Raw genomic sequence first — 17958 nt, 5'->3', positions numbered from 1 at the left:
AAATAATATAGTGGATTTTCCTTAGTAAAATTAAATAGCCGATAAACTTTTGAGCGAGATAAAATCGATAGACCGTGCTTATCCCTACGATCTTTAAAGAGAATCTGTATTTTTTGAAGCACGCTTATTTTTTTATTTTCTTTAAAATTAAAATGGAAGTGTAAGTCGAGATGGCTTCAGTTTTAAAATGTTCCGAATCTAATAGATCAAATTTATCAATCATCTCGAACCCATTATTTAAGAAAAACTTTTTTATTTCTGTTAAATTATGACTAAATGTAATATCAAAAAAGTAATTCGATGAATTTTTGGGGGTTCCCTTCGAAATTGAAATTCCAGTACGTTTCAATAAGAAAGAAAATATTGTCCGGATCGAACGATAAACATATTTTAATTTAAGAAGGAAATCAAGGTCATCTTTATTTAGACCTGATTTAAGTTTGTCAACGAAGTTAGGAATACTAAAATCCTTTGCATTAAATATCTGTAAGATTACGAAATCCTTAGAAACACTGGCGATTTTATTAACCATTGCTTCAATTTTAGTAGGAGTTATCAAATGAAACAGTCGGAAAGAAATAAATAAATCTGCTTCCCCATATTCTTCCTTTTTATAGTCTAATAGATCAGAACTTAGTAGTTTTACTTGGTCAGATATACCGAGTAGTTCCATTTTATTTTTGCTCTCTTTCAACATATCAGGCGAAATATCAACTCCCGTGATTTTTGCATTGAGAGTTTTATAAATTGAAAAGAATCGTCCAGTACCTACTGGACAATCGACTATTGTGTTTATTTTCTTTCCATCTTGAAGAATCTTCGACAATGTTTCATGTTCCCATTTCCAAAATCTATCATTGACACGATTTGATTCGTAGCTTTTCGCAACATCGTCAACATAGAAAGTGTTAATATCTGGTATAACTTGTTTTTCATTCATATGATTTTAATCCTTAATAAATATTCCAACAATGATCATCTGATAGCTACTATCATTCACCTCAAATATGCTTTTATCCTTCACATCTTCATAGGCGACTCCTTGCAAAAACAAACAAGAAGTTGCAACATTTCCAAAAGTTAACAAAGTGCAATTCTCCTTTCGAAAAACAAGCTGTGCTAATTTTGAAAGCGAATGATCAGTAAATCTCCAATAGTCTCCCCAGCGTTCATAATCATACTTGGAAATTTGGGATATCCCACCGACCGTTAATAAGGCTGATCCACCAGGCCTTAAGAGTTTGTATATGGATCTCATCGCCTTTTCAAGATCAAAAATAAAGTTTAGTGTTTGGGTACAGATGATGGTATCGAAGATTGCTTCGGGTATTGCCTCTGGATTTCCAAGATCACAAAACAATGCTGTTTGGGTTAGAAGAGTTTTCTCGGAATCAAACTCTAGAATACGAATGGATTTTGTACTCCCAAATTTTTTTGCATAAACCGAATCACCTACTTCTAAACAATCACCTGAAATCCTTTCCCGATTTTTTGATAAAAATTTTTCAATGTAATGCCTATCTATTGGCGTGCCTCTCTCTAAACCGAATATGGAAGAAACAGGCTTTGTATCGATAGCATCGGTAAACACAACTGTCTTTAAAATGTTACGGACTAAAAATTGATTTATATAAGTTTTAAATTTTCCAATCATCTGCTTCCGTTCGCTAGTATCAAAGTCTCAAAAAGAGAGATGTATTTTTTTGCAATTTTCGAAGCTTCAAATTGCGCTGCTTTGCTTGCACAAGACTTGAGCATCGAAACCTTTCCTAACTTATAAACAAAATTAATGCCATCTGCGTAGTCTGTAAGATCATACGGGGAAACCAGATATCCATTTTTCCTGTGAGTAATCAATTCAGGGATTCCTCCGACACGAAAGGCAACTGAAGGAGTACCACAACTTAGTGCCTCTAAAATGACATAAGGAAAATTTTCCGACTTTGAGGCGACAAGCAAACAGTCGATCGACGAATAAACCAAACCCATCAGATAATCAGAACTGATGATGCCCATATTTATAATTTTCACACCTTCGATTTTGAGATCCACTCTGTCCTTATTCCCGAATACCAATAATGTGATGTTCTTTGCTTTTAATTTTCCCGATTGTAAAACCGCAACGACCTCTTTAAATCCCTTATTTGGGTCGGAGACCACTGCATTTCCACCGAAACCTAATACAAAACTCGAATCAGGAAGGTTCAATACTTCTCGAGCAAATTTTTGATTTAAAGGTTTAAATACTTTTTGGTTTAAAGGATTTCCAAGCGTCTCGATTGGTTTATTTTTTAATAAACTACTGGATCGAGCTGCACCCGCCAGCCACTGACTGGGGGATACGAATGTTATATTTGATTGAATAAATACTTTATTTTTTCTGTACCAGTTAATAGTAGATAAATCAAAGGAGCTCTTTGCCTGTAAACTGAGACAGCCTCCACATTTTGCCTGGTATCTAAGGCAATCGAAAGGAAGATGGCAGCCTCCCGTAAAGACCCAGGAATCATGCATCGTCCAAACAATCGGTTTCTTTAAACTTTTTAAATATTCAAGACTGATAAATCCATTATTCACCCAATGTAAATTGATAATATCTGCTTCAGCAAACTTCCGTTTCACCTCGCCTTCAACAGGTAAAAATGAATTAGAAAATGGGTACTTTAAACGATTGGGGTAAAAAATCTGCGGTAATCTATCTAGCCTAGAGCGAATCGCTACTTTTAATTTATTAAGCTTTCCACTGTTTCCAGTCACACCCTCTGCCATCGAACTTTTGGTCTGCACCAAAAACTCGGAACTGATGCCAAAATCTAAAAATTCTTTATGCAAAGTTAGCGCCGATTTTGCAGACCCACCTTCAATATCACTGGTATTTACAATTAGCACTTTCATTGGCTAATAATTGATCCACGCATAAACCTGCGTAACAAATTTTTCCGGTACTCTTTGATAGTAAAATCACTCGTGATACTAACTCTAGGTAATGAGAATAAAAGACTTTTATGCTCTGGAAATATATTTCCAAACCTTGTCGTAGTAGCCGTTTTGTATCCGACCTCTCTCGCAATACCAAACTCTCTCTGCCCACATTCATTACGTGAGCCGTAAGGATAACAAAAATGTGAAATGCTTGTTTCTAACTTTTTTTCAAGATACGACTTACTTAAAGAAAGTTCTTTCCTAACTTCCTCTTCAGAACATTCCGCTAAATTCGGATGGTTGATCGTATGTGACCCAAAGGAAACAAGGTTCGACTTTTGCATCACGCAGGTGTCCTCCCAACTCAGTGCTAGCTGGCGATTGAGGGATATCCAATCTAAGTTTCCAAATAATTGTTTGAACGCATTTTCCTTTGATTCTGTTGATTTTAGAATCTGTTCGCGCCAGCTGAGAAACAAATGTAACTTTTGATTTAAACTTAATCCTGTGTATTTGTTTCCTGCGGGATCTACTTTTTCACCTTCCGAATCCAAATAAGCCTCGAGAGCAAACCACCAAAGTTGGGCCGTACCATCCAAAAAGGAAGTTGTCAAATAAATCAAAAAAGGAATCTTTTTAGATTCAAAGTATGGCAAAGCAATATCAAAGTTATCTTTATAACCATCATCAAAGGTGATCGTGATGATTTTTTTGGCATTTGATTTTTGTTCGATTTCCTTCACAAACGCATCAAAGGAAATAAAAGAATAGCCTGATTTCAAAAACGTATCGATGACTAGGTTTAAATGATCAATATCAACAAAAAGAGAAGAATTCAGAGAATCTTTTTTTTTGAGACTGACTCGGTGGAGGCAAAGTATCAGACCCAACCCTTCAACGGAGATCGTATAACGTTTTATGATTTCTAAAAGATTCAATTTGCGATCTCTTGGTTTTATATCAAATGACATTTGCTGGTTTGGTGAGCATTTGATTGATATGAAGAAAAGCTTGCGTTCGACCTTCTTCCTCTTTGGTTCTAAAGGAGGAAAACTGGGTAACAGAAATATAACAGGAAACTGATGATCCTGCACAATTCAAAAGAAAAGCGGATGCTTCACCCGTTAAAATGTCTATTTTCAAAAAAGATAATAACATTTCTCCAGGAATGACTCTTAGAGTTTTTGGAAGTATATCGTTTACAAAAATGACTTCGCAACCGATTTCCCGCAGATCTTTGGTAAGTGCCCCTCTCTCCTCTTTGGTGAGCGGTAAATAAGATTTATGTTCTTTGACAAATACTCTTATTTGCGCTTTCAGATTTTCTGACCTTAAAACCAACTGAACGCTTCTAACATGCGCCTCTAAATATTTCAAAAAATTCGAAGGATTAGCATCCCCTGGGTGCACAGGCTCATCTCCAGTGATCAGAAGCATGATATGCACAAAGTCTCCCTTTTCCGGTAACTTACGATCAAACTGAATTCCATATTGAGCCTTTACCAAATCGACGTGGATGGTTTTCAGACTAGGAAACTGTATCCGGATAGGAGAGATAATGATTTGTTTTTTGAAAAGCGCTGCCAGCTTGAGCTTTCCATTTAAAATCCGCTTGATGAACGTTTTCAGTTTAAACGATAACTTATCATCCGCAATTTCTTGAAGCTCATTGGCTGAATGATATAAAAATATCATTTCCGTCATTTCAAATAAAATTTTGGCTACTGGATTGTTCTTATAATTTCCTATGATTGTAAATGAGTCGATATTTGCTTTTTTTAAATCAACGAGGAAGCCATGATCAACAGATTCTTTAACTCTTCCTTCCCAAAATTTATCAGAATCAATCTCAATGAGCCGTTCAGATGCTATAGGAATGCCAGACAAAATTAACTTCATGGTTTCCATATATTCTGTTACATTCTTTCTTTTTGGATCAAATACATAGATGATATGAAGTTCAAAATTACTTTCTAAAACTTGGCTGAGCATTAGAGCATTGATAGGAGAGTCAATGATCGCCAAAAGTTTCTTATTTTCGAAGATGTTATTTTCCAGCATGCTCTGTTTTTGTGAATTGGTATAACGAGTGTTCCGTTTTTAAATTCGTAATGTTTAAAAACGATTAGAGTGAATTGCTGTATCCCGCCATTTTTGAATAAATAGTGATCATTCGCACCTGCTCCTCCAGAGAACAAATGTTTGCGATTTCATCTTTCAAAAATGCTTGGGTTTGCCTGAATAAACCGGGTTTAAATTCGCGATCCATTGCATCGTCCAAAGTTACCGATTCCAAGGTAACAGATCCAAGCTTTACTTTATGCAATTGTTCCATGGGTCGGAAGATATATCGATTCTCGCGGGTCATGACTTCTACACCCCATCTGCCAGGTGCCTGCCAATCCGCAATATAGCTAAACAAGGCACCCGTTTCTGTCTCGCCCGATCCGGCAAACCGTGCAGACCTAGTATGCCAAGAAATCTCGCCGCTATGATAGCTCTGCATGTTTTTGGGTTTCCCACATAAAAAGAAAGCCAAATCAATCACATGGGATGAGTTAGCAATGAGAAGGTGATTTTTGATATCGAGCGAGACATTCCAATCTTCTATCGTAGACGCCCATTCCGTAAACTCAAAATGACAGCTGAGCGCACCACCTTCGGCGGCAATTTGTCTACGTGCATAGATTGCTGCCTCGTAAAAGCGCCTGTTATAGCCGATATAAACTTTTGTCTTATGGATTGATGCCGCGGAGTGGATCGCTGTGATCTCCTGTAAATTGAGTCCACCGGGTTTTTCAATCAAAAGATTTTTAACTCCAGCATGGATGAGTTCAATAGAAACTTGAGCAAGCTGGTCAAAACTAACAGAAACTATGGCATAGTCTGGTGCACCGATTCTCTTGAGAGATTGAGTTAGGTCGCGAGATAATACATTTTTTCCTGTTAACGTAGAAAATTCAGAGGCTGATATTTCACTGCGACCAATCACTTCATATTCCGTTGCCATCTCGCTTAACACTTTCACATAGGCTCTCGCATGCGGCCCCGTGCCGAGGAGCCATAAATTTTTACGTGCTTCGATCATGTGATTGGCAATACCTTTGCATCCGGATCCATGTTGATCTGCCAATGTTCCAATAGTGCGATTAATAAAATCTCGTGCATACGTATCGAATCAATAAGCGGACATAAATTGCATTTTCCTGTATTGAGAATTTCGTCGACAAGAGCTCCCGTCATTTCACTTTGAAATGGAAGTCTACCCAAAATCTCATTTCCTTTTTTAGATCTTGCTATCCCTGTCTCTTCATTAATTGTCCACTCGTCTATGTTATCTGAGATATTGATTAGAATCGTTTTTTCACCTTCCTCAAAGGAAGTAAGGACTAACTTGGAACCACCAGAGTATTCCGCTATCAATGTGCCGAATACTTCCCAATATCCATTTCTCTTTGCTGGTTGCCATTGTGCTTCTAGAGCGCTTGTATGGAGTTTGATTAGTTTTTCATTTGTAAACCAAACCACCAGATCTATAAAATGAATGGCGTTACAGGCAAGTCCCCAGGGACCACTCTCTAAAACTATGTCCAAGGGTGGGACGGTTTTCAGAGAATTCTTGATGGATCGGTACCAAGGTATATTTCTAAGCGGAGTGTTCACCCAAGCATTCGCTCCCCTTCCCAATGTAGTCTCAATTAGATTTAAACCAGCGAGGCTCTGAGCCAATACTTTCTCAAGAATCCAGTTCTCAACAATTGCATTTGCCTTGATCTCTGCAATCTGATTGGGACGTTGAGTGGATGTAGAGGAAACGATTGCAAGATGTATCGATTTTGGGATCTCGTTTAAATCTGTTAGATACCGTACAGAGTGTTTTATTTCCTTCTCATTTGCCTCTCCCCATCTATCTTCCGCTAGTTTTAGGGAATCGGAGGACAGATCATGGACATAAATATTTAGTGGATTTTGACACTTTGACAATCCTTGCAAGTAACGAGAGCCTAATTGGCCTGCACCTGAAATGAGAATATTTTTGTTTAGCATAACTTAAAGGTGAAAGAAATCATTTCGAATTCAAGGCAGCATCAACCTATGAATTAAAAATTGCCCCCATGTCCTTACCAGAAAATACTTTCTTCTTAAATACCATATGCATCGATTTGGTTACACGCTGTATTTTTGATTTTAGAGTTACTAGAATATGTTCTTTCAACCGTAGGTGTCTTGTCTTAATTTTGGAGATTTGGTATTGTCGTAGTTCTTCTAACAGTAAACTTTTATCGATCTCAGGAAGGTAACTGGATAACTGATTTACCAAAAAATGGAAGCTATGATGGAAATTCTGATCCAAACACAGATCGAATTTATGTTTTTCAGAAAACCCGGCATCTTGGGAACCCACTGAATTGGCTAATCGTATGTAATAGTAGTTTGGTAACACCTTCGGTCTTGACATTGCGATTGAAAAATAAGTTTGAAATTCTTCGACTAAATAAGGGCTGACAGTTCCTGACTCTACAAACAATTCAAAAATCTTTTTCTGAATTTTCGTTTCTGAAATGCAATAGAAAAGTGAATAATAAGTAGAAAGGCATACTTTTATATTCTCATAAGCTGTTCCATTAGAAAGATGATGGTCCCAGTTTGAAATCTTTGAAAAGTTACCTTCTTTCTCTTCTACCACTCTTCCGACTGTTCCTTGCACGAGCGTGATTTCACGATTCTGGTCTAAATAATCCATGATCTGATTGAGACCATCTCTGATTAGAAAATCATCATTATCGGCATACAAAACAAATCTTGTTTTAATTTCATTTAATGATTTTAAACGCTTCTGAATATAAATAGGATAGGTACTATCTGGAACAAAACGAATGTAATTCACATTTTCTAAATTTACTTGACTAAATATTTTTTGATTATGGTCAGCATAACTACCATCAGCTATCACGTAGTAAAAATCAGGAAAGATATTTTGGTCAATCCACCTTTGTGTATAAACCTCGCGATCCTTTAATGCCAAAAGTATTGTCAAATCTCTCATATTGGGATTGATTTTATCTGTTTCCATTTGTTCGATTTCCAAGAAGAGCCATCGTTTCCCCTATCCCTTTACGGATATCGCCGTTAAAAACAAATCCTGTAGTTTCGAATTTTTTTGAAGCAACTTCATAGGACAATTGGTTCATGATTTGGTTGTCAACAAAGTGAATCGTGAGATCATACTTGAATTCTTTGATGCAATCCACGACTTCGCGAACGGTAATATTTTTAGTTAATACATTGTAAATCTCGCCATCAAATAGATCTGTTTTTATGATATGTACGAGTGCACGACAAGCATCTCGTAAATCTAGATAAGGCCGAAGCTGATCGTAGGCTGTCCGCCAAACAGTGATGGGTTGGTTAAATGATGCCTGCCAACAAAATTTATTAACCGCTGTATGGAATCGCATCCCCGGTGAGACTCCATAAATGGTTCCGAACCTTAGAATCGAAGCTTTTAGCCCCGACGATTTCACTAGAGATTGCACGAACTCTTCTTCTTTGAGCTTGGTGATGGCATAAGGACTTTGTGGTTTCAATTCGGCAGCAGAACAATTTTCATCGACCAAAGTTGCGCTCGTCCCGTATACACTCGTGGATGATAAAGTGATTAGCTTAGCCCCTGACTTTGCACATGCTTCTGCGACTAGTTTTGTTGAGGAAAGATTGTTCTTTTCCACAAGTTCCGCTTTCCCAAAACTTCCTGCTGCATCTGTAATGGCTGCAAGGTGGATCACATAGTCAACGTGATCTAAAATTTGACTTAGATCTAAATTTTCTAAACTTGCATCGATAAATTCATACTCCGCATTGTTTGGAAGATTAAAGAGAGAACAGTATCTCTGCGTCATTAGATTATCGATTAGGATTATCTTTAAATCAGAGAAATGTTCAGGTAAGACTCGAATGAATGAGGAGCCGATGTGTCCAAGGGCGCCTGTAACAACTATTTTCATTTAAATTTTAAAAAACCTCGAAAGGATTTGGGAGCTGGCAACATCAGGAGAGCACTCCGTCGTCAAGATACGAAAGTCTGGCGCATCTGGCGCCTCATACGGTGAACTAATACCGGTAAAGTTTTTGATCTCACCCGTTCTTGCTTTTTTGTATAAACCTTTGGGATCGCGAGACTCTGCAACATCCAGTGGTGTATCTACAAATACTTCAAAAAATTCACCTTTCTTAAATAGATTACGGGCTAGATTTCTATCGGCACGAAACGGTGAAATTAAAGTAACGATGACGATCAGGCCAGCATCAAAAAGAAGCTTCGATACTTCTGCCACTCTACGTATGTTCTCCACTCGATCTGATTCGCTAAACCCTAAATCTTTATTTAACCCATGTCTTACGTTATCACCGTCCAAAATGAAAGTGTGTTTTCCCGCTTGGTGTAATTTTTCTTCCAGACGATTGGCAATCGTACTTTTGCCGGAACCAGATAATCCAGTAAACCAAACCACGAGTGGAGTCTGATTTTTCATCTTAGCTCTGTCAGACTGACTGACCGTAAAATCAAATAAAGTCATGAGGCTTTACGTCCCTTTTCTAAATTCTAAAAAATCATCGTAGTTACGAAGGTAATCGTTCTCATCAAAAGGGAGATCACAAGCAACAACGAGTACGGTATTATCTGATTCTGAGTTTTGTTCGGCCCAAATGTGATTCGGTATCTTTAGTGCTAGATTGGGTCGGTCAAGAAGGTATTCCTTTTTTTCCTGACCATCATCTACGAGTACCCGACAGCTACCACTGACACAAATGAGGATTTGCGTCAGAGCTTTATGCGCATGTTTTCCTCTCTGCGCATTTTTGTGACTAGAAACGATGAAAAAACGTTTCACATCGATTTGAAAATCCTTTGCCGCATCAAAAGCTGCCAGATATCCCTGGTCATTTAAATGAATCGGCATTTCCTTAATACTAACACTTGATATATGATTCAAAATGTAACCTTCCTTTCTTGAAAACCTATAATCGAACGAATGGCATTGCAATACTCTAGTAAATTCTGTGCGTCCGTTTGGAATGCTGCCGGAAGACAAATCCCTCTCTTCGAAAGATCGTAGGCGATCGGATTTTTGGCTTCCTTCTCCGGTGAGGCACCGCCATATGCAGGCATGCAACTGAGCGGATAGAAAAATGGCCTTCCTTCCAATCCCTTTTCATTCAATGCCTTCATGACAGATTCCTTCGTCACATTGTGGCTATGTCCAAAAATGAGAGACGTACACCAAGCTCCATTCCTACCTTCTGGTGGCTCTGGATTTAAATAGAGATCGGGAATGTCGGAAAAGATTTCCCGATAAAATAATAGCAATTTACGTTTTGCTAACACTAACTCTTCCACTCTTTGGAATTGGGCAAATCCGAGCGAGGCAAGTAAGTTGGTAGGCATATATTTGAACGCAACTTCTGTGTTAAAATAATGAACTTCTTTGGATCTTCCATGGTCTCTCAGAAAATGGCATCTCTCAAATATCTTTTTGTCATCGAGTAAAAGCATTCCACCTTCGCCTGTAGTAATCGTTTTTGTTCTGTGGAAGCTAAATACAGATCCTACACCAAAGCTACCCGCCTTTTGGCCTTTGTATACAGAACCGAGAGCCCCAGCGGAATCTTCAATGAGATAGATTCCATGTTTTTTTGTGATCTCTCGAATGGCATCCATATCAGGCATATTTCCATACAGATCAACGACGATGACCGCTTTTGTTTTTGGTGTGATCGTCTTTTCCAAACTTTCAGCAGACATGCACCATGTTTTTTCATCAATATCAGCAAACACTGTTTTGGCGCCGACATGAGTGATGTGAGTCGCAGAGGCAATCCATGTACACTCGGGAACGATCACTTCATCCCCTGGACCGATCCCAAGTCCAAGCAATAAAAGGTGAATCGCCGTTGTACAATTTGGAGTCATAATCGCATAAGCGCGACCATGGTATTTGGCAAATTCTTTTTCAAAATTTTCCACATACCAATACTTTTTCTCACCATACCAACCATTTTTCATGGCATCCATGACAGTGTTGATTTCTAGATCCGTTATTGATGGACCAAACAGTTCAAAATTCATATTTGTCACCTGATGCTTGTTCCTTGCTATTTGTCTTTATCATGGGATAACCATATTTTGCTAAATTTAAATGATACTTCTGATCAAGTTCTGAATTTTCGACTGCATATAATCCTGAAATTTTCTTTTTGATTTCATCGTTTAGAGGAATTTTTGCAGCTGTTCCTTGTTCCAGGAAACCATAAAACTTCCGTACCAACGGATTGCCAAAAGGTATAAATTTGGAAAACTTTACGCCCCAAAAAAAATTGGTTCGGAAGTGATTGTAAGTAAGCATTCTGCCTGTGTATCGTTTTCTCTCGTGTCTTCCTTCAAGAGCTTCCAAAATTTCTTTCACTTCAATCTTCAATAAATCACCAAGCTTTTCTGCAAATTTCTTCTTATCCTGTTGGAATTCTTCAAATAATAATATATGAATATTATCTGCCCCAAACAAATTTTCATAAATGGAAACCAAGGTATTGTATTTAAAACTTGCGAGTGCCCCATACTTGATAAAAATTTCTTGGAAAGATATCCATTCCTGTAAAGATACATGCCTTCTAAAGTAAGAAGGTGGTGCTGGTTTTAAAAAAGCGCCATGGTTGGCATAAAAAGAGGGAACAGCCGTGAACTGATTTCGAGTGACAAGTAGTACCTTTGCGTTTGGCAGAAAGGAGTGAAGTCGTTTGGCACAAGCGACAGGAACAGTACTTGTTAGTACATCTTCGCTAGAAAAAACTAATGTTTTGTCTTCTCGGGACGCGAGGTTGTTTTCAAATAATTTTTTACATTCCTCTTTTTGGTAGTAAAGGTCATCATCGTAAATCAAAGAGTTCAAAGCATTCGCATAATCAGGATAGCCAATCCCATCTTCACCAATGTACTGCAGATGGTTGCTTTTCGAAAACAATGCTCTCTGCAATGTGGTAGAAGCAGTTTTATTGGCTCCTATATGGATGATCGTATTTCTCATGAGATTTGCTCAATTACCTTCAACGTGATTTCTATTTTTTAATGCTAGAGACCTGGATCATACGATCTCTGTCCCCTTTCCAATCAAAAAAGCTTAACTCGACAATCTCAAATCCAAGTTTACCGAGCATTGCGCGGATTTTACCTTCCGTATAACAGTTTTTATGGAACTGTCCGGGGCTGTTTTGTGGACCAAACAAACTCGCTGTTAAGTATCCCCACCGGCTTTTCGTCGCATAAGAATAATGACCAAACCAATGTTGTTTGGCGATCGCCTCATCGTCGTTACGATAAAATTCTCTCCAATCATCTTCGGCACTGAGCCACTTTTTTACTGTGTCTTCGAAATCTGGAACAGAGAAGACCAATCTCCCACCCGGCCTGAGTACTCGGACCATTTCAAGGAAAAATTCCTTTTCCTCTAGATAAGATAAATGTTCTAACATGGAATCACTACGAACTTCAGATACTTCGCTGTCCCGATAAGGCAAATGGAAGATATCATACTGAAAGATTTCCAACCCCTCTTCAAATTGAAGGTTGGGATATCTCTCTTTCATTTGGTCAATAGTATCAATATCTATATTCACATATCCTTTTAGAGGACGAGACGCGCAGCCAAGGTTTAGTTTTATTTCTTCCATAAGGATTCCTTATATTTTCTCGAGAGGTATTTCATGCGGTAATTTATCAATTGTGAGATCTGCAAGTTTCAAATAAGCAGCGTCGCGAGCAGTAACCTTCGGAGTTTGAATGGGCCATGCAATGCCGACGTCTGGATCATTCCAGAAAAGGCCTGATTCATCTGAATGGTCATAAGCTCGACTCACTTTGTAGTGTAAGTCTGCAAAGTCCGACAAAACACAGAAACCATGGGCAATGCCTGGTGGCATATAAATCTGCCTGGGACCTACATCGCTGAGTTCGATGCCATACCACTTACCAAAAGTTTCTGATGACTTTCGTAAATCCACGCAAACATCAAAAATCTTTCCTCGCATAACGGTCAGCAGTTGTGCCTGTGGTCGTTTGACCTGGAAATGCATGCCACGAAGAACCCCATTCTCAGACCGAGAATGGTTGTCCTGGACAAAATCCTCTGGAACGCCTACGGCTTTATACCTAGACCTTTCATAGGTTTCTAAAAAGAAACCTCTCTCGTCCGTGTAAGTTTTTGGCTCGAGGAGAATGAGTCCGTCTAAGTTGGTTTTAGTAACTTTCAATTTTGCTGATACAAGTCGACATTCTAATCGTCGAGATTCTAATTACAAAACCTGGACTTTAGGAACATGGATGATCCACTTTCCACCAGATTCTACGTATTTTTTTTCTTTTCCCATAATCTCTTCTGCGTGGTTCCATGCGAGAAGGAAAGCATAGTCAGGCGAATTGGCAGCAAAAGTTTCATAAGGAACCACAGGTATATGCATTCCTGGAGAAAGTTTTCCTTGTTTGATGGGAGTTGTATCACATATATACTCGATTAAGTCTGGACCAATTCCGCAATAATTTAAGACTGTCGTGCTCTTAGAAGTGGCCGCATAACCGACTACCTTTTTACCTTTTGCTTTTAAGTCTTTGAGTAAATTTACCAAATCGATTTTTGACTGTTCCACGGACTCTCTAAATTTATCGAAAGTTTCTAATTTATCCAGACCTTGTGCCATTTCTTTCGCGAGGATTTCTGGAACAGAGTTTTTAACGGGATAAGCACCTTTGTGAGCCAAGACGTAACGCATAGAGCCGCCATGAGTTTTCTGAGGTTGTAAATCAATGAGTTCCATATCACAAAGTCCAAATAGATATTTGATGGATAGAGCTGAGAACAAGAACACATGCTCATCATAGATCTGGTCATAAGAAGTTTTTGCAATGACATCGCCTAGGTATGGATCTTCAAACATCACGACACCCGTTGGTTTAAGCAGTTTTTTGATTCCTTTGACAACACCGAGTATATCTGGAATGTGACACATCACATTTGCTGCAAGAAAGGCATCGATTTGGCCTTCTTCTTTAACGATAGTCTCTGCTAACTCTTCCGAAAAAAACTCTGACCTGGTTCTGACTCCATGTTTGTTAGCTTCTTTGGCGACATTTAACGAAGGTTCTATGCCCAAATGTTGAATTCCTTTCGAGGCAAAATTCTTTAGCATAATTCCATCGTTACAACCCAATTCAATGACAAAGGGACTGGTCTTTGAGAGATAACCAGAATTGATAACTTCCTCCGCAAATTGTTTAAAATGATTTGCCATGAAACCAGAGGTACTGGAGTAAAAAGCATAATGATCGTGAAACATAATTTCAGGATTTGGTTGCTCAAGCAACTGAAACATCATACTTACTTCTGAAAATCCCACAGACATTGGAAAAAAATATTCATTGGCGAAATCTTTTTTTTCTAAAAATCCATTACCTAATGGTTGCTTACCAAAATCCAGAACTTGTTTTAAAGGAGTGTTACTCACTCTGCAGAGCTTTGCTGTCATTTTTATTTTTTCCTTGGTTCATTTTTCATTCTTTTTAATACTATAAATTGATTGCTGATTCTTATTTAAGATTATGTATTGAGAATTTCTTTCAAAATCCTGATATTCAAATACTCATTCTAAGTAAGGGATACAATGTTATCACAATTTTCAATCGTACTCAAGCGGTGTGCGATGATGATGATGGTCAGGCTTTTATCTAATTGATTGATCGCTTCCATTACCGCTTGTTCGGTTTCGTTGTCTAGGGCACTCGTTGCTTCATCAAAAACAATGACGGAAGCCTCTTTATACAAAGCCCTAGCGATTCCAATTCTTTGTTTTTGACCACCAGAGAGCCTAACACCGCGTTCCCCGACATACGTGTTGTATCCATCTGGCAAAGATTCTACAAATTCCCCGATCTGAGCTTGTCTTGCCGCCAATTTGATTTTATCGATATCGATTTGGCCTTTGGGAATGCCGAGAGCTATATTTTCTAAGATCGAAGTGTCAGCGAGAAAGATCGATTGCGGTACGTGTGCTAAATTTCTCTGCCAAGGTCTTAAATTTTGCGCATCTAAGGCAACACCATCTATGAGGATCTTTCCACTTTCAGGTTCGAGTAGTCCCATGATGATATCTACAAGCGTGCTCTTTCCTGCCCCTGTCTTTCCAATGATGCCGACCCTAGAACCTTTTTCGATTTTAAGATTAAAATTTGTAAGAATCGGAGGTAACTCAGAATTATATCTAAAATTTAAGTCTTTAACTTCGATTAAATTTTCAAATTTCAATTTTTTTTGGTTTCCATCTGAATCTGAGGTCTCAGGCATTTTCTGGCCAAGTAAACCAAGTACATCATCCATAATTTTTTCAGCTCCCTTTACATTGGCCCAGGAAGCGTAAACCTGTTGAAAAATGGGGAGTAATTTTTGAGCACCTAATGCAAGTGAGCCCAGAATGGGCACAATCGCTAAGATCGAATTTGTATTTACTGCGGATACATAGGCAAAGATGGCCATGGCGGCCATTCCAAACGCTTCCATAATATAGCGCGGCTTGGATGATAGATAACTATTGTCTGCCATTGCCTTTCGATAAGGAAGATCGGACTGACTATATAACTCGATATAAAACTTTTGACTACCATCTAATATGACTTCGCGAATTCCGCCTAAGCCTTCTTGTAATGATTTATAAATATAGGTTAGATTTTTATTGATAACCTCTCCATTGGAGACCAATTTTCGTTTGGTTCTATATGCTATATAAATATACATAAAACCAAACATGGAAAAAGAACCGATCGTAACATACGGTTCCATAAGCATTAGGCTAGCGAGAATTGCAGAAATGATAAAAAAGGAAGAGAGAACCGTTAGAATGGGTTGCAATACGTAACTAATTACGTTATTTGATTTTCCCATAATCCCACTAATGACTTCAGAACTGTTGCGATTGTTATGTACCGCAAAAGGCTGATATAAAGTTTTTTGGTAAATCTCTTTACTCATTTCCGCTCCTGTAACAACAGAAAGCATATTGGTGGCATAACTTAAAAATAACCGTGTGGCCCCAGACAAGAGAGAGGCTACCATAAAGATCAAGGTCGCAGGCAATAATAACTCAGATGGTTTGTTGATATTTAAATTCTTTAAGAGAGGCACAAATCTCGCATCATTAAACAAGATTTCTGGAGATGTGATCGCAGCGAGAAAAGGGACGACGGATCCGATACTAAATACCTCGACGATGGAGGTAAACATCATAAAGATAAGTAAAATAATGTATTGCTTTTTGCGTCTTGGACTTAAGTAGTTCCACAATTTTACAATTTGTTCGAATTTCATATCAGCCAAATCACCATACGCTTCTACCACCGTCAGCTGACACTATCGCACCGTTCATATAACTAGCGCTATCACCCAGTAAAAATACAACTAACCCTTTATACTCATCCTTATTTGCCATTCTTCCCAAGGGAATTCTTGAGGTGACTTCTTTCATGAACTCTGGGTTCTGATTGTTTTCCACTCCACCAGGGCAAATCGCATTGCACCGAACATTTTTGTCTGCCCAATAGGTAGCCAGATATCTGGTAAGTCCTATGAGTCCAGCTTTCACGACAGAGTATGTCACTGGTTTAACCGGTTGGAGCTCTTCGGGAAGTCCTGGCTTTTGGTAAAGCCTTTGGTCAGGGGCAATGATACCTAAATCCGAAGAAATGTTGAGGATACACCCTCCCTTTGGGTTCTTAGAGATCTCAAAGCCATAATACTTAGAACATAAGAATGCACCGGAAAGTCCGACCGCGAGATCATCATTCCAAACATGAAATTGGAAATTTTCTAAACGAGAGAAATTTTTATCCGAAGACTCTTCGACTTTCGGATTGTTCGCTGCATTGTTCACTAAGCCATCGATCCTTCCAAAAGTTTGAACAATTTCCGTACAATTTGCACGAATCTCCTCTTCCTTTGTAATGTTCACTTGAAAGCCTATTGCTCTGACTCCGTATTTTTCTTGCAGGACTTTTGCATATTCTTCTACGGGCTCTTTGTATAAATCAAGTAGGATCGGAATTCCTCCGGCCGAGGCTATAGCGTCAGCGTGCTGTCTTCCGAGCAGTCCCGCCGCACCTGTAATTACAATCACTTTGTCTTTTAAAGAAAATAGTTCGTTCATAACATATCCTTTAGTGAAGGCTTACCGTTTGTCCACCATCAACGATGAGACAACTTCCTGTGATAAAAGTAGCTCTCTCTGAACTTAAAAACAAAACAGCATCAGCGATCTCTTCCGGAGTGCCAAAACGTTTCATGGGAACTGTCGTTTGTATGATTAGGTTCACACGATCGGGATCTTGTTTTACCTTCTCCTCCCAGCTACCACCAGGAAAAAAAATATTACCAGGTGCAATACAGTTCACCCTGATGTTAGGCGCAAGTTTGCGTGCCAAGTTCTTGGATAAGGCAATCAAGGCTGATTTTGCCACCGAATAATCAGTGGGTGCTCCGATGGCCTCAACTCCCGCAATGGAAGAGATGAAAAGAATAGAGGAATCTTTCGGGGTTAAGTAGTTCATACCGACTCGCACTAAATTTTCTGCGGAGGTAAAATTCGTTTCCCAAACGGTGCGAAATTGGTCTTTTGCGGGAAGAGGATCTGGAACACTTTTTCCATTTCCTATATTTGAGACTAATATATCAATCGTTCCAAATCTTTCGGTAACTTTCTTTAGGCTCGAAACTAACTCTTCTTCCTGGGTGGCATCCGCTTTCAGACAAAGTAGATTCTCTTCCAAATATTCTTGTTTTAGCTCCGAAGCGATCCTAGCAATTAAGTCTTCATTTCTAGCGATGCAGGCTACCTTGCAACCTTCGCCAAGAAAACCTTTCACAATGGCAAGACCTATCCCTTTTGTCCCACCAGAAACAAACACAGTTTTATCCTTTAGATTTAAGTTCAAATGTATCTTTT

At 38.6% G+C, this 17958-nt stretch carries 19 protein-coding genes; all 19 read right to left on the bottom strand.

The window, feature by feature from the left end:
- Window positions 1-124: 124 nt before the first annotated feature.
- Window positions 125-940 (bottom strand): class I SAM-dependent methyltransferase, encoded by an 816-nt coding sequence (locus EHQ58_RS08495; RefSeq protein WP_135623458.1) that lies wholly within the window; start codon window positions 938-940, stop codon window positions 125-127.
- 6 nt (window positions 941-946) lie between these two features.
- Window positions 947-1654 (bottom strand): methyltransferase domain-containing protein, encoded by a 708-nt coding sequence (locus tag EHQ58_RS08490; protein ID WP_135623457.1) that lies wholly within the window; start codon window positions 1652-1654, stop codon window positions 947-949.
- A complete protein-coding gene (locus EHQ58_RS08485) occupies window positions 1651-2895 on the bottom strand; it encodes a glycosyltransferase (RefSeq protein ID WP_135623456.1) in 1245 nt (414 codons plus the stop codon). The genes EHQ58_RS08490 and EHQ58_RS08485 overlap by 4 nt, the downstream gene beginning before the upstream one ends.
- Window positions 2892-3893 carry a polysaccharide deacetylase family protein gene (locus EHQ58_RS08480; protein ID WP_135623455.1) on the bottom strand — a complete coding sequence of 334 codons (1002 nt, stop codon included), beginning with the start codon at window positions 3891-3893 and terminating at the stop codon, window positions 2892-2894. The genes EHQ58_RS08485 and EHQ58_RS08480 overlap by 4 nt, the downstream gene beginning before the upstream one ends.
- Window positions 3883-4983: a hypothetical protein gene (locus EHQ58_RS08475; RefSeq protein WP_135623454.1), complete on the bottom strand. Its 1101-nt coding sequence runs from the start codon at window positions 4981-4983 to the stop codon at window positions 3883-3885. The genes EHQ58_RS08480 and EHQ58_RS08475 overlap by 11 nt, the downstream gene beginning before the upstream one ends.
- A 64-nt stretch (window positions 4984-5047) precedes the next feature.
- Window positions 5048-6055, bottom strand: a complete 1008-nt coding sequence (locus EHQ58_RS08470; protein WP_135623453.1) for a Gfo/Idh/MocA family oxidoreductase — start codon at window positions 6053-6055, stop codon at window positions 5048-5050.
- On the bottom strand, window positions 6007-6969 hold the full coding sequence (locus tag EHQ58_RS08465; protein WP_135623452.1) for a hypothetical protein: 963 nt from the start codon (window positions 6967-6969) through the stop codon (window positions 6007-6009). Before EHQ58_RS08465 ends, EHQ58_RS08470 begins: the two co-directional genes overlap by 49 nt.
- A 46-nt stretch (window positions 6970-7015) precedes the next feature.
- The gene (locus EHQ58_RS08460) at window positions 7016-7996 is read right to left on the bottom strand and encodes a TIGR00180 family glycosyltransferase (RefSeq protein WP_135623451.1); all 981 of its coding nucleotides are present in this window, start codon (window positions 7994-7996) and stop codon (window positions 7016-7018) included.
- Window positions 7983-8927, bottom strand: a complete 945-nt coding sequence (locus tag EHQ58_RS08455) for an SDR family oxidoreductase (RefSeq protein WP_135623450.1) — start codon at window positions 8925-8927, stop codon at window positions 7983-7985. The genes EHQ58_RS08460 and EHQ58_RS08455 overlap by 14 nt, the downstream gene beginning before the upstream one ends.
- The gene (gene cysC, locus EHQ58_RS08450) at window positions 8928-9500 is read right to left on the bottom strand and encodes an adenylyl-sulfate kinase (RefSeq protein WP_135623449.1); all 573 of its coding nucleotides are present in this window, start codon (window positions 9498-9500) and stop codon (window positions 8928-8930) included. It abuts the gene before it with no gap.
- Window positions 9501-9506: 6 nt separating this feature from the next.
- On the bottom strand, window positions 9507-9917 hold the full coding sequence (locus EHQ58_RS08445; protein ID WP_135623448.1) for a sugar 3,4-ketoisomerase: 411 nt from the start codon (window positions 9915-9917) through the stop codon (window positions 9507-9509).
- Window positions 9914-11050, bottom strand: a complete 1137-nt coding sequence (locus EHQ58_RS08440) for a DegT/DnrJ/EryC1/StrS family aminotransferase (RefSeq protein ID WP_135623447.1) — start codon at window positions 11048-11050, stop codon at window positions 9914-9916. Before EHQ58_RS08440 ends, EHQ58_RS08445 begins: the two co-directional genes overlap by 4 nt.
- Complete coding sequence (locus tag EHQ58_RS08435; RefSeq protein WP_135623446.1) at window positions 11040-12005, bottom strand: sulfotransferase domain-containing protein; 966 nt, start codon at window positions 12003-12005, stop codon at window positions 11040-11042. Before EHQ58_RS08435 ends, EHQ58_RS08440 begins: the two co-directional genes overlap by 11 nt.
- Window positions 12006-12036: 31 nt before the next feature.
- Window positions 12037-12648 carry a class I SAM-dependent methyltransferase gene (locus tag EHQ58_RS08430; RefSeq protein WP_135623445.1) on the bottom strand — a complete coding sequence of 204 codons (612 nt, stop codon included), beginning with the start codon at window positions 12646-12648 and terminating at the stop codon, window positions 12037-12039.
- Window positions 12649-12657: 9 nt separating this feature from the next.
- The gene (rfbC, locus tag EHQ58_RS08425; RefSeq protein ID WP_135623444.1) at window positions 12658-13227 is read right to left on the bottom strand and encodes a dTDP-4-dehydrorhamnose 3,5-epimerase; all 570 of its coding nucleotides are present in this window, start codon (window positions 13225-13227) and stop codon (window positions 12658-12660) included.
- Between the two features lie 42 nt (window positions 13228-13269).
- A complete protein-coding gene (locus tag EHQ58_RS08420; RefSeq protein WP_135623443.1) occupies window positions 13270-14496 on the bottom strand; it encodes a class I SAM-dependent methyltransferase in 1227 nt (408 codons plus the stop codon).
- Between the two features lie 119 nt (window positions 14497-14615).
- A complete protein-coding gene (locus EHQ58_RS08415; RefSeq protein ID WP_135623442.1) occupies window positions 14616-16328 on the bottom strand; it encodes an ABC transporter ATP-binding protein in 1713 nt (570 codons plus the stop codon).
- A 10-nt stretch (window positions 16329-16338) separates the two neighbouring features.
- A complete protein-coding gene (locus EHQ58_RS08410; protein WP_135623441.1) occupies window positions 16339-17163 on the bottom strand; it encodes an SDR family oxidoreductase in 825 nt (274 codons plus the stop codon).
- Between the two features lie 10 nt (window positions 17164-17173).
- Entirely contained in the window at window positions 17174-17947 is a 774-nt protein-coding gene (locus EHQ58_RS08405) for an SDR family NAD(P)-dependent oxidoreductase (protein WP_135623440.1), read from the bottom strand.
- Between the last annotated feature and the right edge of the window lie 11 nt (window positions 17948-17958).

The sequence above is a fragment of the Leptospira ognonensis genome, from assembly GCF_004770745.1.
In the GTDB taxonomy this organism is placed as follows: Bacteria; Spirochaetota; Leptospiria; order Leptospirales; family Leptospiraceae; genus Leptospira_A; species Leptospira_A ognonensis.
Note: the sequence above shows the minus strand (reverse complement) of the source record. Positions and strands in the feature narration are given on the sequence as shown.

Coding starts and splice junctions, on each gene's coding strand:
- EHQ58_RS08465 (WP_135623452.1), bottom strand. CDS start 6,969: ATGCTAAACAAAAATATTCTCATTTCAGGTGCAGGCCAATTAGGCTCT.
- EHQ58_RS08455 (WP_135623450.1), bottom strand. CDS start 8,927: ATGAAAATAGTTGTTACAGGCGCCCTTGGACACATCGGCTCCTCATTC.
- EHQ58_RS08460 (WP_135623451.1), bottom strand. CDS start 7,996: ATGGAAACAGATAAAATCAATCCCAATATGAGAGATTTGACAATACTT.
- EHQ58_RS08480 (WP_135623455.1), bottom strand. CDS start 3,893: ATGTCATTTGATATAAAACCAAGAGATCGCAAATTGAATCTTTTAGAA.
- EHQ58_RS08430 (WP_135623445.1), bottom strand. CDS start 12,648: ATGGAAGAAATAAAACTAAACCTTGGCTGCGCGTCTCGTCCTCTAAAA.
- EHQ58_RS08410 (WP_135623441.1), bottom strand. CDS start 17,163: ATGAACGAACTATTTTCTTTAAAAGACAAAGTGATTGTAATTACAGGT.
- EHQ58_RS08415 (WP_135623442.1), bottom strand. CDS start 16,328: ATGAAATTCGAACAAATTGTAAAATTGTGGAACTACTTAAGTCCAAGA.
- EHQ58_RS08495 (WP_135623458.1), bottom strand. CDS start 940: ATGAATGAAAAACAAGTTATACCAGATATTAACACTTTCTATGTTGAC.
- cysC (WP_135623449.1), bottom strand. CDS start 9,500: ATGACTTTATTTGATTTTACGGTCAGTCAGTCTGACAGAGCTAAGATG.
- EHQ58_RS08435 (WP_135623446.1), bottom strand. CDS start 12,005: ATGAGAAATACGATCATCCATATAGGAGCCAATAAAACTGCTTCTACC.
- EHQ58_RS08475 (WP_135623454.1), bottom strand. CDS start 4,983: ATGCTGGAAAATAACATCTTCGAAAATAAGAAACTTTTGGCGATCATT.
- EHQ58_RS08490 (WP_135623457.1), bottom strand. CDS start 1,654: ATGATTGGAAAATTTAAAACTTATATAAATCAATTTTTAGTCCGTAAC.
- EHQ58_RS08440 (WP_135623447.1), bottom strand. CDS start 11,050: ATGAATTTTGAACTGTTTGGTCCATCAATAACGGATCTAGAAATCAAC.
- EHQ58_RS08485 (WP_135623456.1), bottom strand. CDS start 2,895: ATGAAAGTGCTAATTGTAAATACCAGTGATATTGAAGGTGGGTCTGCA.
- EHQ58_RS08420 (WP_135623443.1), bottom strand. CDS start 14,496: ATGACAGCAAAGCTCTGCAGAGTGAGTAACACTCCTTTAAAACAAGTT.